The 12,689-nt window shown below is 59.5% G+C and carries 22 protein-coding genes; 12 read left to right on the plus strand and 10 right to left on the minus strand.

Features of this window, described 5'->3' with window-relative positions:
* Positions 1 to 58 precede the first annotated feature (58 nt).
* The 3 genes from K3166_RS13500 to K3166_RS01140 all read right to left on the minus strand — a co-directional run bounded on the left by K3166_RS13500 (position 59) and on the right by K3166_RS01140 (position 1,221).
* On the minus strand, positions 59 to 190 hold the full coding sequence (locus tag K3166_RS13500; RefSeq protein WP_282098805.1) for a hypothetical protein: 132 nt from the start codon (positions 188 to 190) through the stop codon (positions 59 to 61).
* Between the two features lie 102 nt (positions 191 to 292).
* Entirely contained in the window at positions 293 to 601 is a 309-nt protein-coding gene (locus tag K3166_RS01135) for an alkylphosphonate utilization protein (protein WP_221422885.1), read from the minus strand.
* Positions 602 to 651: 50 nt separating this feature from the next.
* Positions 652 to 1,221 carry a lipocalin family protein gene (locus K3166_RS01140; RefSeq protein WP_221422886.1) on the minus strand — a complete coding sequence of 190 codons (570 nt, stop codon included), beginning with the start codon at positions 1,219 to 1,221 and terminating at the stop codon, positions 652 to 654.
* Between the two features lie 120 nt (positions 1,222 to 1,341).
* Here K3166_RS01140 and K3166_RS01145 point away from each other — a divergent pair, with 120 nt between their 5' ends.
* Positions 1,342 to 1,545 (plus strand): dodecin family protein, encoded by a 204-nt coding sequence (locus K3166_RS01145; protein ID WP_221422887.1) that lies wholly within the window; start codon positions 1,342 to 1,344, stop codon positions 1,543 to 1,545.
* 135 nt (positions 1,546 to 1,680) lie between these two features.
* Here K3166_RS01145 and K3166_RS01150 read toward each other — a convergent pair whose 3' ends face one another.
* Positions 1,681 to 2,139 carry a YaiI/YqxD family protein gene (locus K3166_RS01150; RefSeq protein ID WP_221422888.1) on the minus strand — a complete coding sequence of 153 codons (459 nt, stop codon included), beginning with the start codon at positions 2,137 to 2,139 and terminating at the stop codon, positions 1,681 to 1,683.
* A gap of 131 nt (positions 2,140 to 2,270) precedes the next feature.
* Between K3166_RS01150 and K3166_RS01155 the strand changes: the two genes are divergently transcribed.
* From K3166_RS01155 to K3166_RS01170, 4 genes are all read left to right on the plus strand, one after another.
* The gene (locus K3166_RS01155) at positions 2,271 to 2,615 is read left to right on the plus strand and encodes an HPF/RaiA family ribosome-associated protein (RefSeq protein ID WP_221422889.1); all 345 of its coding nucleotides are present in this window, start codon (positions 2,271 to 2,273) and stop codon (positions 2,613 to 2,615) included.
* 235 nt (positions 2,616 to 2,850) lie between these two features.
* Entirely contained in the window at positions 2,851 to 3,063 is a 213-nt protein-coding gene (locus K3166_RS01160) for a cold-shock protein (RefSeq protein ID WP_221422890.1), read from the plus strand.
* An 88-nt stretch (positions 3,064 to 3,151) separates the two neighbouring features.
* Positions 3,152 to 3,367 (plus strand): hypothetical protein, encoded by a 216-nt coding sequence (locus K3166_RS01165; RefSeq protein WP_221422891.1) that lies wholly within the window; start codon positions 3,152 to 3,154, stop codon positions 3,365 to 3,367.
* Positions 3,368 to 3,653: 286 nt separating this feature from the next.
* Entirely contained in the window at positions 3,654 to 4,232 is a 579-nt protein-coding gene (locus K3166_RS01170) for a fasciclin domain-containing protein (RefSeq protein ID WP_221422892.1), read from the plus strand.
* A 91-nt stretch (positions 4,233 to 4,323) separates the two neighbouring features.
* Here the strand turns inward: K3166_RS01170 and K3166_RS01175 are convergent, their stop codons facing one another.
* On the minus strand, positions 4,324 to 4,905 hold the full coding sequence (locus K3166_RS01175; protein ID WP_221422893.1) for a hypothetical protein: 582 nt from the start codon (positions 4,903 to 4,905) through the stop codon (positions 4,324 to 4,326).
* A 190-nt stretch (positions 4,906 to 5,095) separates the two neighbouring features.
* Here K3166_RS01175 and K3166_RS01180 point away from each other — a divergent pair, with 190 nt between their 5' ends.
* From K3166_RS01180 to K3166_RS01205, 6 genes are all read left to right on the plus strand, one after another.
* On the plus strand, positions 5,096 to 5,992 hold the full coding sequence (locus K3166_RS01180) for a hypothetical protein (protein WP_221422894.1): 897 nt from the start codon (positions 5,096 to 5,098) through the stop codon (positions 5,990 to 5,992).
* Positions 5,993 to 6,070: 78 nt separating this feature from the next.
* Positions 6,071 to 6,994, plus strand: coding sequence for an alpha/beta hydrolase fold domain-containing protein (locus K3166_RS01185; RefSeq protein WP_221422895.1), 924 nt, complete (start codon positions 6,071 to 6,073; stop codon positions 6,992 to 6,994).
* Positions 6,991 to 7,410 (plus strand): COG3650 family protein, encoded by a 420-nt coding sequence (locus K3166_RS01190; protein WP_221422896.1) that lies wholly within the window; start codon positions 6,991 to 6,993, stop codon positions 7,408 to 7,410. The genes K3166_RS01185 and K3166_RS01190 overlap by 4 nt, the downstream gene beginning before the upstream one ends.
* Positions 7,411 to 7,455: 45 nt before the next feature.
* Complete coding sequence (locus tag K3166_RS01195; protein ID WP_221422897.1) at positions 7,456 to 7,908, plus strand: DUF3429 domain-containing protein; 453 nt, start codon at positions 7,456 to 7,458, stop codon at positions 7,906 to 7,908.
* Positions 7,909 to 8,171: 263 nt separating this feature from the next.
* On the plus strand, positions 8,172 to 8,753 hold the full coding sequence (locus tag K3166_RS01200; RefSeq protein ID WP_221422898.1) for a YbhB/YbcL family Raf kinase inhibitor-like protein: 582 nt from the start codon (positions 8,172 to 8,174) through the stop codon (positions 8,751 to 8,753).
* 35 nt (positions 8,754 to 8,788) lie between these two features.
* Positions 8,789 to 9,040 carry an SWIB/MDM2 domain-containing protein gene (locus K3166_RS01205; protein ID WP_221422899.1) on the plus strand — a complete coding sequence of 84 codons (252 nt, stop codon included), beginning with the start codon at positions 8,789 to 8,791 and terminating at the stop codon, positions 9,038 to 9,040.
* On the opposite strand, the gene K3166_RS01210 is transcribed toward K3166_RS01205, so the two are convergent.
* The gene (locus tag K3166_RS01210; protein WP_221422900.1) at positions 9,037 to 9,444 is read right to left on the minus strand and encodes a DoxX family protein; all 408 of its coding nucleotides are present in this window, start codon (positions 9,442 to 9,444) and stop codon (positions 9,037 to 9,039) included. The genes K3166_RS01205 and K3166_RS01210 overlap by 4 nt on opposite strands.
* The gene (locus K3166_RS01215) at positions 9,441 to 9,731 is read right to left on the minus strand and encodes a DUF427 domain-containing protein (protein WP_221422901.1); all 291 of its coding nucleotides are present in this window, start codon (positions 9,729 to 9,731) and stop codon (positions 9,441 to 9,443) included. The genes K3166_RS01210 and K3166_RS01215 overlap by 4 nt, the downstream gene beginning before the upstream one ends.
* 64 nt (positions 9,732 to 9,795) lie before the next feature.
* Between K3166_RS01215 and K3166_RS01220 the strand changes: the two genes are divergently transcribed.
* Positions 9,796 to 11,085, plus strand: coding sequence for a dipeptidase (locus K3166_RS01220; protein ID WP_247714678.1), 1,290 nt, complete (start codon positions 9,796 to 9,798; stop codon positions 11,083 to 11,085).
* Positions 11,086 to 11,145: 60 nt separating this feature from the next.
* Here the strand turns inward: K3166_RS01220 and K3166_RS01225 are convergent, their stop codons facing one another.
* From K3166_RS01225 to dapD, 3 genes are all read right to left on the minus strand, one after another.
* Positions 11,146 to 11,373, minus strand: coding sequence for a hypervirulence associated TUDOR domain-containing protein (locus K3166_RS01225; RefSeq protein WP_221422902.1), 228 nt, complete (start codon positions 11,371 to 11,373; stop codon positions 11,146 to 11,148).
* Positions 11,374 to 11,390: 17 nt separating this feature from the next.
* Entirely contained in the window at positions 11,391 to 11,723 is a 333-nt protein-coding gene (locus K3166_RS01230) for a hypothetical protein (RefSeq protein WP_221422903.1), read from the minus strand.
* A 101-nt stretch (positions 11,724 to 11,824) separates the two neighbouring features.
* Entirely contained in the window at positions 11,825 to 12,649 is an 825-nt protein-coding gene (gene dapD / locus K3166_RS01235; RefSeq protein ID WP_221422904.1) for a 2,3,4,5-tetrahydropyridine-2,6-dicarboxylate N-succinyltransferase, read from the minus strand.
* Positions 12,650 to 12,689 lie beyond the last annotated feature (40 nt).

A 12,689-nucleotide genomic window follows, 5' to 3' on the forward strand; every position in this document is an offset into this window, starting at 1 on the left:
CCAGCTAGAAGTAACGATCCGACTGGCGCTTGCACTGCAGGCGCCAGTCGATCAGCTCTTACGAGTTCTTCATGTTCTCAAGCCCCTTGATCGTCCCGGCCTTCAGGCTGGGGTTCGATGCGTTGGTCTTGACCTTTTCTTTCTTGGGTTTGCGCGCTTCACGGGTTTTCTTCTGTTGGCCTTTGGCCATGATCGGTTCCAATCGGGGCGGTATGCCCCCGCCGCCAGCGATACTCGCAATCATGGCGCTACCCTGCATGAATTCGGCAGAATGGGCGAAGGATCCGCTGCCTTAGCGCTTCTTCACGAACTCCGCGCGCAGCACCAGGCCCTTGATCCCGGGGTATTTGCAGTCGATTTCCTGTGCGTCGCCGGTCAGACGGATAGAGGGGATCAGCGTGCCCTGCTTCAGCGTCTTGCCCGCGCCCTTCACGGTAAGATCCTTAATCAGCGTGACCTGGTCGCCATCGGCCAGCAGATTGCCCACCGCATCGCGAACCTCCACCTGATCGGCTTTCGCCTGGAGGGCAGCGAGTTCCGAAGCGGGCAGCCATTCGCCGCTGTCTTCGTCATAGACATAGTCTTCATCGGGAGTGCTCATCGCCGCGCTGTGCGCTGGCACGGGCGAAAAGTCGAGAGGGCGCAGTCTCGTTAGTTGGCTGGCTGCTGCGTCATGCGGACCAGCCCCCAGTCATAGCCCAATTCCTTTACGCGGCGTTCCAGCAGGGAGCGGGTCGCCGCATCGGGCTGCGCATCGCGGGTCAGCATCCACAGGTAGCGTCCGCTCGGTTCGCCGACGATCGACCAGTCATAAAGCCCGTCTGCGCCTTGCGGCCCCCGGTCGAGAACCCAGTAATCGCCGTAAAACGGACCGAAGAAGCTGACCTTCAGTTTTGCCCCGGCACTGTCCTCGACAATCTTGGCCTTGCCGGTGGACTGATCGAATTCGCCATCCAGACTGTCCTTGAAGCAGGAGTTGACCACCTTGATCTTGCCATCGTCGCGGCGCGAATACTGTGCCGTCACGCCTTCGCAGCCCTCCTGGAAGGGCGCTTCGTATCGGCCATACTCGTACCATTTGCCGAGATAGGCATCGATCGCCACCGCCTGTGCAGGCTGCGGAACAGATGCATTGCCGACCGGGCCGGGCGAACCGGCACAGGCGGATATGGCCAGCATGGCAGGAGCAAGGGCGAGCGCGGCGAGGGTTTTGCGGTTCATGGCGTCAGAACTTCACGAGCGATCTGCGGTTCCTGCACGGCGCTTGGGACCAATAGCCTCGGAACAACCACCTCAGGCAGCGCTTGGTTAAATATCAATCAGTTATTTTAGGAAGATATCATGTCCGTCGCTAAGGTCACAGAAATCATCGCATCGTCGCCCACCAGTGTTGAAGACGCGGTGCGCGAAGGCGTGAAGCGCGCGTCCAAGACGATCAAGGACATCCAGGGTGTCTGGGTCAAGGATACCAAGGCCACCGTCAGCAATGGCGAGATTACCGAATGGCGCTGCACGCTGAAGATCACATTCGTCGTTAACGACTAAGGGCTTCGCATAGTGCAAGCGCCCGTTTGATCGGGCGACTGAGGGCGGCCGTTTCGGCTGCCCTCTTTGCATGGGCGGATTGTGCTGGCGAGCTCTTTGGGGCCCGCCTCTTTATCTACCGTTATGGCGGCGATGTTAGCGCCCCAGCTTCACCAGCACGCTGTCGAGCGACTGGAGGAAGCGGGAACGGTCAGCCTTGCTGAACGGGGGCGGGCCGCCGCCTATGCCGTCCATACCGGCGCGCAGGTCTTCCATGATTGCGCGGACGGCCACCGCGCTACCGATGCTCGCCGCATCGAACGGTTTGCCATTGTGGGCAAGAACCTGCGCTCCCGCCGCGATGCAGCGCTCGGCCAGCAAGATGTCGCCGGTGATGACCACACTGCGCTGCCCCGCATTTTCGGCAATCCAGTTGTCGGCGGCGTCGAAGTCGTCATCGACCAGCACGCGCTTGACCCTGTCGCTGACCGGAATGCGAAAAGGGCTGTTGCTGACGACCCGGACATGCGCGCGGTGACGCTGCGCAACGCGGTATATCTCCTCCTTCACCGGGCAGGCGTCGGCATCGACGAGGATGGTGACGGGATCGGACATATACGGGTGGGTAGCGCGAAATCGCAAAGGTGTCTCGCTTCGCAGCAGGCAGCTCCGATTTCGCTGGTAACCGGCTGGAAACTCCCCATCTTGGATGAGAGAGAAAACAACGATCGAGAGGAGCATTCACAATGCAGTTCCAGTTCAATTCCGACAGTTCGGTCATGGGTACGGAAAATGTTGCCGAGAGGATCGAAGCGCAGCTGCGCGAACGTCTCGCACGATTCGAGGACCGGCTTACGCGGCTTGAAGTCCACGTACGCGACGTCAACGGTTCCAAGCACGGCGCAGACGACAAGCATTGCACCATCGAGGCTCGTATTCGCGGGGACAAGCCCATCGGTGTGACCGGCAAGGCTGACAAGGTGGATGATGCCGCACGCAAGGCCGCAAGCACGCTGGTTCAGCGGTTGGAGAGGCATTTCGGCAAGGCCGATCGCCACAGCCATGACGCCCGGCCCGACAAGGTTTTGTGAGCCGGAGCAGAACGCCGATCTCCGAATAGGTTAGGTGATCTGCCATACCCGTGCTAGTGCGCCCGCGCTGACGTCGAAATTTGCGACGGACTTCGGATTTTGACGACCGCCGCTTGCCCATTCCAACGGGCCCCGGCGTTAACCAGACGACGACTTCCTTTCATCGGACGATTTGATGCACGACCGGCGCGTAATTCGCGCGGCGGCAACACTACGTTCTCGAAAGGAACACACCATGAGCAAGACTGGCACAGTCAAATTTTTCAACACCGACAAGGGCTATGGCTTCATCCAGCCCGACGACGGTTCGGCTGACAGCTTCGTCCACATCAGCGCAGTACAGGCCGCCGGCATGCACTCGCTCGACAAGGACCAGCGCCTCAACTTTGACGTTGAGCAGGGCCGTAACGGCAAGGAAAGCGCCGTGAATCTGTCGGCTGCCGACTGATCCGCGCTTGAAACTATCCTGCGTGCCGCCGCCTTTCCTGGCTGGCGGCGCGCGGGTTTTCGCCGTTTAGCCCGCACGAGGAGTGCCCATGAGCCAATCCTACGAATTTTACTCCGCCCGCGCAAAAGAAGCCAAGGCCGAAGCCAAGGCAGCAACGCTCGACAATGTGCGCGACCGCGCATTGCGTTCCGAAGCGACCTGGCGCGGACTTGCCGACCAGGCACGGGCAGTGGCCAAACGACGTGAAAAACTCGAGCTGGAAAAGGCAGCAGAGCGGGAAGCCGCCGCAGCCACACTCAATTAGCTCCAGACTGCGGACCGCTTGAGTATGAGGCTCCGGACCCCGCCGTGTTAACTTCGCTCCTAGGGAGCGCGTCACGGCAAGTTGGGGAATTCCGCGATACTTGGTGCGGGCTGTTCAAATGAAGATCTGACGCGTGGTTCGCGTCATTCGTCGCAGCTCAAATGCAGCTGGCCACAATTTTGACAAACTCGGAACAATCCAAACTCGCCCTGCGTTCGTAACTTGAAGCGGCAGCCGGAAACGCTGGCTGTTTGAACGCTGAATTTTCGAATAAAAGGGTATAATTATGAACAAGCTGACTATCGCGCTCGCATCCGCCGCATCGCTGGCGATTGCTGCCTGCGCCGAAGCGCCGGCTGACACAAGCGCTGCTGACGAAGCGGCGATGGCCGATCAGATGGCCAATGACGATGCCGCACGCGGCACAATCGTCGAAGTGGCTCAGGCTGACGAAGGATTTTCGACACTCGTGAGCGCTGTCACTGCAGCCGGTCTCGGTGAAACGCTTTCGGGCGAGGGACCGTTCACGGTCTTTGCACCGACAAATGATGCATTTGCCAAGATTCCCGAAGCGACCTTGACGGAACTGACCACCAACGACACCGAAACGCTTGGAAACATCCTCAAGTATCACGTGGTGGCGGGCAATGTTGACGCAGCCACGCTGACCCAGGCGATCACGGATGCCGGTGAAGGTGGCTATACCATCACTACCGTCAACGGCGGCACGCTGAACGCCAGCGTGGTAGACGGTAACGTCGTGCTGACCGATGGCGCAGGTGGTACTTCGATGGTGACTGCGACCGATGTCGCCGCATCGAACGGTGTCGTGCACGTCATCGATACAGTCCTGATGCCGCAGTAACAGGCATCGACCTCCAATACGAGAAAGGCGGCCCTTTTCGGGGCCGCCTTTTTTGTTTGTCAGCTTGGTATGTCAGCGAAGTTCGAAGTTTCTACTTACCCTGGCTCGCCAGTGCGGCAGCAACATCAACTACCTTGGCATTACCGACTTTACGCGAGGCGGTTACAGGCGATGCTGCGACCTGTTCTGGCGGTGCAAGCGGAGCAGATCCTGCGCTGGGCGATTGTCCTGCTGCATGGCTGTCCGAATAAGCGATGTCACCGTTCGCATCCTGCAACTTGGGCTCTGATGCGGTATACGCGATAAGCGCTTTCTCGCGCGCCAGGCGGTAGAGATCGTCATCGCTATATTCGATGTCGTTGTACGCGGCCAATTGATTGCCTTCCCCGTCATCCCCACGCATCCAGTGGGCGTGCGCGCTATCCCGAAGGCGTCCACGCAGCGCAAGCTCGGCTACTGGAACGGTGCGCTCAGGCGTGACAAGTGGATAATGGTCCGGCGGACGCTCGGAAGAGCCCGCTGAAGGGTTGGATGCCATGATGATTGGCGCTTCGGGGAGGCTATCGCGCGCTTCGCGTTCAAGCACCGGACTTGTGCCGATATACGCTCCGCTGACCGCCCCGCCAAAAGTGACAAGCGCCACGGCGCCAATGATGTGCGGTGTGAACTTCATGCCTCCCAAACGGGCTCATGCTTGTCGAGGTTCCCGATCCTGTTCGCCGGGTTAAGGCTTTGGGTGCTTCACCCCACCTTAACGACTTACGGTAAGCGGGCTTCAAAGGTTCAGGCCTAGAGTTAACGGCATGGTTAGAATTGACGGCTAAGCCCTGCCGCAGCCGAATAGAGACCGATTGGAAACGTCGATGCACGAGTTGGAACGCCTGTTCGCCAGTGGCGAAGGTGAAGCGCGCTGGGAAGCCGAGCTGCGCATGCTTTTCGAATCCGGCGATCTGGACGCGGCCCACGGATTGCTTGCGGCCGCTCTGGATGCTCTCGGCACGGACCTGTCACGCGAATGCCTCGCGACTTCACCTGAAAGCGTTACGCTATCTGGCTGGTCGGAACTGGTCGAAGCGATTGCCCTTAACGAAGGCGACCCGATTACCGGCGTCACTCTCGCCATTGCGAATGAAGCCGACAACGCCTTTGAAAAGGGGCAGATCCACCGTCCCTACATGATGCTCGGCCTGTATTCCGATGAAGGTTATGCATTCAGCCGAGCAAATTCCTCAGACCTTATCGCCCAGACGAAGGCGCCGGACGGCCCAGCGTGGGCAGGCCATGATGAGGATATCGAGGTCTATCTCGAATGCGACGGGCTGGAACAGATCAACACGCGCCTGATCTTTCACAAGCAGCGTCACTTTTTCCGCGACGGAAACCCGGCCAGCGCGCCGACCCGCTATGTCGAGTATGTTCTGGCATGTTGGTGGCGTGCACTGCTGTTTCATCAGGCAATTGCCAGCGAGTGCGCCATTCACGGCTTGCCGGGCGGCATCCCGGTCCTTGCAGGGATGGTCGAAATGCGTCCCGAGGCAGTCACGGTGCACGGCATCGGTGCGCGCAACCCTGAAGCCGATCGCGAGAACGAGCAGGCCAGAGGAGTGGCAGAAATCCTCCCGGCAAACTTCGTGTCGCGCCGCGTGGTCCACGAGGAGAAGGAATTCTCCGGTGCCGACCTTCGTCGCCGCGTGGCTGAAACCGGCCAGGAAGACGCTCCCGTAAAGAAAGGCTTTGTGGCCCGGCTTTTCGGGCGCTGAGCAACACCGATCTATCACATTGGTAAGAGGCGCCGACCTGCGCTAGGCCTTCGCAGGCAATTTGCGAGGGGAATTACAATGGTCAGTCTAGGCGCGCGATTTGTCGAATTCGCGCTACCGCTTCTCGGGATCAAGCGCTTCTTCTCGCAGCCCCACAAGATGGACCAGCGGATCGCAAAGATGCGCCGACAGGCTTCTCTTCGCCCGGGCAGGAAGTGGCGCGAGAAGTTCGATATCGCTGAAGAGACCGAGCGCTCTTATCCGCTAGTCACCGTTACGCCCAAAGGAGGCGCGAGGCCGGAAGCACCGCACCTGCTATATTTCCACGGCGGCGGATACGTCATGGATATTGCATCACTTCATTGGGACGCAATCGGGACCCTGTGCAACGAACTTGGCGCTGCCGCCAGTGTTCCGATCTACCCCCTTGCGCCCGAGGTCACGGCCGAGACGACCCTCCCTGCCATGCGGGCGCTGTATGACGAATTGGCAGACCGATACGGCGCGCAGAATATCGCGATTGCAGGAGATAGTGCGGGCGGAGGAATGGCGCTCGCACTGGTTCAGGATCTAATCCGCGGCGGCAAGCCTCTTCCAGGCAGCATGGTCCTATTCTCGCCGTGGGTTGATGCCACCGCATCCGGCGAAGGAATGGCCGCCATTGCGCCGCGAGACAAGATCCTGGCCCCGGTCGGGCTTGAGGCCTGCGGCCAGCGTTATGCGGGAACCCTGCCGCTGAACGATCCCAGGCTGAGCCCGCTGTTCGGAGATTTGACTGGCCTACCGCCGACCGCGATTTTCGTTGGCACATCGGATATCCTGCTTGTCGATGCGCGCCGGTTAAAAGATCGGCTCGAACAGATCGGCGAGCCGCCTGCACTTTACCGGGAAGCGGACAGGATGCAGCACGTGTGGATGTTGTTGCCTATCCCTGAAGGGAGGGCGGCCCTGAGCGAGACGGCCCAGTTCCTGCGCGCCCAACATGGAGCAAATAAGAAATGAAACAATTCCTCCTCGCTGCCTTGATTCCCCTGCTTGTTTCATGTGGGGGAAGCGCTGACGAAGCCGCCCAGAGCGAAGCGTTCGATGGCATTGCCGAGACTGAAATTGTCTATCTCACGGGTACCGAACCTTTCTGGAATGCCGAAATAGCCGGTGGGACCGCAGTCTACTCCACTCCTGAAAACATCGATGGCAGCCGGTTCACGGTCGAGCGATTTGCCGGACTAAACGGAGTGAGCTTCTCCGGATCGCTCAACTCATCGCGCTTCGACGTGACCGTAACTCCGGGAGAATGCTCCGACGCGATGAGCGACCGTGTCTATCCCTTTACGGCAACCCTGATGGTTGGCGAAGAGCAGCGCGCAGGATGCGCGTGGACTGACGCGCAGTCTTTCACCGGACCCGCAGCACCTTAAGGGCGTTTCGGGCCTGTCTTCCACCATGATCGAGGATTGAGCGATATGGGTAATGTCCCGCATTTGCCGCGCATGCTTGGACTTGCCGGTCTCTTGCCGCAAATGGCGTGTCTGTTGGCAGTCTGGTTCGGCCCAGAAGAATGGCTCGTCCCGGCGAGGCTGATCGCGGCAGCCTATGCTGCGCTGATCCTGAGTTTCCTGGGCGGGATGTGGTGGGGCATTGCCGCGGGAAATCCTGCAACCGAGCGGCCTGGCACATTGGGTTGGTTATGGATCGCCGCTGTGCTTCCAAGCCTGATCGCGCTGGCCTGCTTTCTCCCGTGGATATTCGGCTGGGCGTGGCCGACGCCTTCTCTCATCATGCTGGGCGTGGCCTTGCTTCTCAGCCTCGGCGTAGACGCGCGGCTGAAGGGGTATGCGCCCCTATGGTGGATGCAGCTCCGCATACCGCTCTCCGCAGTGCTCGGGGCCGCTACGATCGCAATCGCGCTCAGCTGAAGCATATCGGTGACGGTGCCCTCAGCCCTTTTCAGCTCTAATTTTGCCTCCGGTAGAAGCCCTCGGGCGAGCCTATAAATAGGGCGCCGAGCCCTCGTAGGGCGAAAGCAAAGCGGGGCGCGGGTCTCTTTCAGTGGAAAAGAGCCGCATTTCGCCTCGAAAACGGTGCAAATTAAGGTGGGTGCAGTGGCCTTTCCCTCCGTGCTGTGCCTAGTCTTTCCCCGTAAAGCGCGTTTTACGCATAGATGACGGAGTTTTGATTAGTGAGTACGGGCGTGCCCGCATGGATCCAGCAAGCGGTCGGTGAGGCTGAAGTGAAGGCTTCGCTTACTGCGGCAATTGTTGCTGACGAAAAAGCGCTTGGACGAGGTGGCTTCGCGCTGACCAGTCCGGCATTCAAGCATGGCGGTGAGCTGGATCCCAGTTTTACGGCCTGTGAAGACGATGCTGTTGCTCCGCCGCTTGAATGGACCGCGCCGCCTCCCGGCACACAGGAACTGGTCCTGGTGGTCGAGGAAATTGAAAGCGGCGATGTCCACTGGCTGGTGTGGGGCCTCAAGGGGCAAAAGGGTGCACTCTTCGAAGGCGAAGTGCCGCCGCGCACTGGCAAGAATGCAAAGGGCAATTCCGAATGGCTCCTGCCCGATCCGGGTGTCGGGGTGGAGCATCGCTATGCATTCCAATTATTCGCGGTAGACCTTCCGTTGACCTTGATGCCCGGCGCCAAGCACGCCGACCTGCTCAAGAATTTGAAAAATCATGTCACAGCTCTCGCGATCCTCACTGCTCGCTTCGAAGGGCATGAGATCGAAGAATGGGATGCCGAAGACGAATTCGACATCTGACAATACCAAGTAAAGCCAAGTGAAAGGAACTTTAAATGGCTGGCAAGAACAACGCACTGCAGAAGCCGGTAAACCTCACGCCGGAGCTCGAAAACGTGGTTGGCAAAGGTCCGATGACTCGCGCACAGGTCACGTCGAAGGTCTGGGATCACATCAAGGCGAACGACCTTCAGGATTCGAAGGATCGCCGGATGATCAATCCCGACGACAAGCTTGGCGCGGTAATCGGCAAGGAGCAGATCTCCATGTTCAAGATGACCGGTGCTGTTTCCAAGCACATGAGCTAATCTGAGGAGCGGCGGCGGCGCGGCCAGTCCGTGACGCCGCCGACCCACAGCGCCAGCCAGATGATTACTGGCTGAGCAACCATGCGAGGCAAATGGTACGACAGACCAAGGCCCGCATCCTCACGCGCCATGTCCATCACGAAATGATTGATGTTGGCCGGAAAAACGCAAACTGCGTAAAGCGCAAGCCCGATCCCGCCGGCTTTGCGCATATTGTCCGACCACGGTTGTACCAGGGCTATGGCCCCGAGGATTTCTGCCACACCCGTCAGGAAGACTATTGCTTCGGCAGCCGGGATCGCACCGGGCATGATCGACAGGAACGGCTCCGGATTCGCGATATGCGCATACCCTGCAGCCGCGTAAAATATCGCTAGCGCCCAGCGCAGGATGCCGCGGATCATTCCTCAACGATCTCTACACCGCCGCCAAACGCGATCCTGTCTTTGATCGAGGCAGCTTTTTCCTTGGGCGCAGGGTAATACCAGGCTGCATCCTGATTGATCGCACCCCCGGCATTAACCGAGTGGTACTGCGCAGTACCTTTCCACGAACACACGGTTGTCTTTTCGCTTGGTACCAGCGCGCTTCTCGCGACTGAGGCGGGCGGGAAATAGTGATTTCCTTCGACCACTACCGTGTCATCGCTGCGCGCAATCTCTTCGCCGTTCCACCGTGCGCTGACCGTCATTGTCTCTTCCTTCCAAATTGCTGTTTCTTCGCTAGAAGAGCCACCAAAGGAGCATAGAGTTCCGATGGGAGAAAATACAATGATCCGGATCGCCGCAGCAGCCCTCGCTTCAACCGCCCTTCTTGCCGGCCCGCTTGTCGCGCAGGACAACGCCGAAGAAGTTGCCGCAGCAGCGCTTGAGAGCGCACCTGTCTGGGATGGTCACAACGACGTCCCGATCCAGCTGCGCAGCCGCATGGGCAATGTGATCAACGACTTCGACTTCGTTGATACGCTCGATACCCAAACCGCGACGCGCGCCGCAATGCACAGCGATATCGTTCGCCTGAGGCAGGGCAAGGTCGGGGCACAGTGGTGGTCGGTCTATGTCAGCCCCTCTCAGACCGAGCCGGAAGCCGTGCAGGCCACGATCGAACAGATCGACGTTACCAAGCGGCTTATTGCCGCCAATCCGGGGGCACTTCAGTTGGCGCTTACCGCAGACGATGTCGAAGCGGCGATGGAGAACGGAAAGATCGCCTCGCTGATGGGTATGGAAGGCGGCCATTCGATCGGCAACAGCCTGGCAGTTCTTCGCCAGATGTACGAAATGGGTGCGCGCTACATGACCCTGACGCACGGCCGGACGCTGGATTGGGCGGACAGCGCCACCGACAAGCCGCGGCATGGCGGTTTGAACGCGTTCGGCATGGATGTCGTGCGAGAGATGAACCGCATCGGGATGATGGTAGATCTGAGCCACGTTAGCGAAGAAGCCATGCATGATGCCCTCGATGTCGCGGGCGCTCCCGTAATCTTCAGTCATTCGGGCGCGCGGGCGGTGACTGGGCATCTGCGCAACGTTCCGGACAGCGTCCTCAAACGGCTTCCGGAAAACGGCGGCGTGCTGATGGTGGTAGCGCTGCCCTGGTTCATTACCGAAGATCTGCGGCAGCACGCAGCTAACCGAACTGCGGAGCAAGCGCGGCTCGAGGCTTTATTGCCGGGACTGCCCGATGAAGTGGCCGCCGGTCTGGCCAAGTGGGATGCGGAAAATCGCCCGCCCGTCTCGACGATAGAGGACATGGCCGACCATATCGATCACATCCGTGACGTGGCTGGGATAGATCATATCGGGATCGGCGGTGACTACGACGGCATGCCTACTGGCCCAGTCGGCATGGAAGATGTGACGGGGTATCCGGCCCTGTTCGTCGAGTTGGCCAAACGCGGTTACTCGCAAGCTGACCTGGAAAAAATTTCAAGCCGCAACATGATGCGCGCAATGCGTGCTGCCGAAGCTTATGCCGAAAGCCGCAAGAATATGGCGCCGATAGAATACCCGGCCGGTGCATCGCGTGATGAGGAAAGCTAGATATTGTGGGCAGGGCGCGGTCAAAGGCGCCCTGCCGCAAAGCGATTATGAGGGCCGCATCTAGTCCTGAGCTTCGAGCTCGGAGCCCAGCTTCAGGACTTCGTCGCCGTCTTCCTGTTTGATGAGATAGGCCGGATTGTCCTCGCTGCCGTCGCGGGTGACTTTCGAGCCTTTGAGAGTGCGGGTGACCTCGCGTTCGAAGCGTTCCTTGATCTGGCCCTTGCCGGTGCCATTACCCCAATCCCACTTGACGTACTGATTGGTCTGGAAACTGTTCGAACTGCTCATAGGATCACCCTAGCGCCTTAGTTTTCAATAACTTCGATGCCATCCTCAGAGGTGGCCTGGTCATCGTACGGCTCCGATGCGACCTGGTCGTCTCCAAGGTCGGTTGCGCTCGGTACCCCGACGATGCTGTCGGTGCTGTCGCCATCTTCTTCCATCGAGGATATTTCACCGCTCACGGTGGCTTCTTCCTCGACATCGCCCTGCATCAGGGCAGGTATGATCCAGACGACCGACATGAGGATGATGGCAAGAATCAGTCCGCCGGCGAGGACCCAGCGCACAACGCCTTCCTTGGATCCGCCGCTTACTTCTTCTTCGCTGATGTGAACTTCGTCACCTTCCTTGTGCATGGTCGAATTCCCTTTTCATTACGATCCCGCTGTCAGGCCAGCTTCTCAGGCCCGCGTTTCTGGGCTTTCTACGGTCAGAACTAACTTATGTTCCGCTCAGATCAGTCCCGCAAAAGGTCGTTGATGCCCGTTTTTTCGCGCGTTTGAGCATCAACGGTTTTCACGATCACGGCGCAAGCAAGGCCAGGGCCACCGTCCTTGCCCGGCAGCGAACCGGGCACGACAACGGAATAGGGCGGGATGTGCCCGCGAATTACCTCGCCGGTGTCGCGGTAAACGATCTTGGTCGATTGGGTAATGAAAACGCCCATTGCCACGACACTGCCTTCACCGACGATGACGCCTTCAACGATCTCGCTGCGAGCGCCGATGAAGCAGTTGTTACCGATAATCGTCGGATTGGCCTGCATGGGCTCAAGGACGCCGCCGATCCCAGCACCTGCGGAGATGTGGCAGTTTTCGCCGATCTGCGCGCAGGAGCCGATGCTGGCCCAGGTATCGACCATCGTGCCCTTGCCGACATAGGCACCGATGTTCACGAAACTGGGCATCAACACACAGCCGGGCGCGATGTAGGCACCTTCGCGTGCGATAGCGCCGGGCACTACGCGGAAGCCTGCCTCGCGGAACCGGGCATCGGTCCAGCCAGCAAACTTGCTGGGCACCTTGTCGAAAGCTGGGTGGCCAGCGCTGCCACCTTCGACCAATACATTGTCATTGAGCCGGAAGGACAGAAGGACCGCCTTCTTCAGCCACTGGTTGACGGTCCATCCGCCTTTGCCATCGGGCTCTGCGACACGGCCTTCGCCGCTGTCGAGCAAGGCCAGGCCAGCCTCCACCGCCTCGCGTACATCGGCGCTTTGTGGGGTGACGTTGGCGCGGTCATCCCACGCGGCTTCGATGCGGCTTTCGAGGTCGGCGCTCATGCTGGTCTCCGTAAGAACTTTCGGAGAGGTCGTTAGCAGC

Origin of the sequence: Qipengyuania psychrotolerans, from assembly GCF_019711355.1 — a bacterium.
GTDB classification, from domain to species: Bacteria; Pseudomonadota; Alphaproteobacteria; order Sphingomonadales; family Sphingomonadaceae; genus Qipengyuania; species Qipengyuania psychrotolerans.

Excerpts from the sequence above, each read along its gene's own strand:
- K3166_RS01170 (WP_221422892.1), top strand. The coding sequence starts at position 3,654 with ATGAACAAGCTGACTATCGCGCTCGCATCCGCCGCATCGCTGGCGATT.
- K3166_RS01165 (WP_221422891.1), top strand. The coding sequence starts at position 3,152 with ATGAGCCAATCCTACGAATTTTACTCCGCCCGCGCAAAAGAAGCCAAG.
- K3166_RS01195 (WP_221422897.1), top strand. The coding sequence starts at position 7,456 with ATGGGTAATGTCCCGCATTTGCCGCGCATGCTTGGACTTGCCGGTCTC.
- K3166_RS01155 (WP_221422889.1), top strand. The coding sequence starts at position 2,271 with ATGCAGTTCCAGTTCAATTCCGACAGTTCGGTCATGGGTACGGAAAAT.
- K3166_RS01210 (WP_221422900.1), bottom strand. The coding sequence starts at position 9,444 with ATGATCCGCGGCATCCTGCGCTGGGCGCTAGCGATATTTTACGCGGCT.
- K3166_RS01135 (WP_221422885.1), bottom strand. The coding sequence starts at position 601 with ATGAGCACTCCCGATGAAGACTATGTCTATGACGAAGACAGCGGCGAA.
- K3166_RS01220 (WP_247714678.1), top strand. The coding sequence starts at position 9,796 with ATGGGAGAAAATACAATGATCCGGATCGCCGCAGCAGCCCTCGCTTCA.
- dapD (WP_221422904.1), bottom strand. The coding sequence starts at position 12,649 with ATGAGCGCCGACCTCGAAAGCCGCATCGAAGCCGCGTGGGATGACCGC.
- K3166_RS01140 (WP_221422886.1), bottom strand. The coding sequence starts at position 1,221 with ATGAACCGCAAAACCCTCGCCGCGCTCGCCCTTGCTCCTGCCATGCTG.
- K3166_RS01230 (WP_221422903.1), bottom strand. The coding sequence starts at position 11,723 with ATGCACAAGGAAGGTGACGAAGTTCACATCAGCGAAGAAGAAGTAAGC.
- K3166_RS01175 (WP_221422893.1), bottom strand. The coding sequence starts at position 4,905 with ATGAAGTTCACACCGCACATCATTGGCGCCGTGGCGCTTGTCACTTTT.
- K3166_RS01215 (WP_221422901.1), bottom strand. The coding sequence starts at position 9,731 with ATGACGGTCAGCGCACGGTGGAACGGCGAAGAGATTGCGCGCAGCGAT.
- K3166_RS01225 (WP_221422902.1), bottom strand. The coding sequence starts at position 11,373 with ATGAGCAGTTCGAACAGTTTCCAGACCAATCAGTACGTCAAGTGGGAT.
- K3166_RS01190 (WP_221422896.1), top strand. The coding sequence starts at position 6,991 with ATGAAACAATTCCTCCTCGCTGCCTTGATTCCCCTGCTTGTTTCATGT.
- K3166_RS01150 (WP_221422888.1), bottom strand. The coding sequence starts at position 2,139 with ATGTCCGATCCCGTCACCATCCTCGTCGATGCCGACGCCTGCCCGGTG.
- K3166_RS01145 (WP_221422887.1), top strand. The coding sequence starts at position 1,342 with ATGTCCGTCGCTAAGGTCACAGAAATCATCGCATCGTCGCCCACCAGT.
- K3166_RS01180 (WP_221422894.1), top strand. The coding sequence starts at position 5,096 with ATGCACGAGTTGGAACGCCTGTTCGCCAGTGGCGAAGGTGAAGCGCGC.
- K3166_RS13500 (WP_282098805.1), bottom strand. The coding sequence starts at position 190 with ATGGCCAAAGGCCAACAGAAGAAAACCCGTGAAGCGCGCAAACCCAAG.
- K3166_RS01160 (WP_221422890.1), top strand. The coding sequence starts at position 2,851 with ATGAGCAAGACTGGCACAGTCAAATTTTTCAACACCGACAAGGGCTAT.
- K3166_RS01205 (WP_221422899.1), top strand. The coding sequence starts at position 8,789 with ATGGCTGGCAAGAACAACGCACTGCAGAAGCCGGTAAACCTCACGCCG.
- K3166_RS01185 (WP_221422895.1), top strand. The coding sequence starts at position 6,071 with ATGGTCAGTCTAGGCGCGCGATTTGTCGAATTCGCGCTACCGCTTCTC.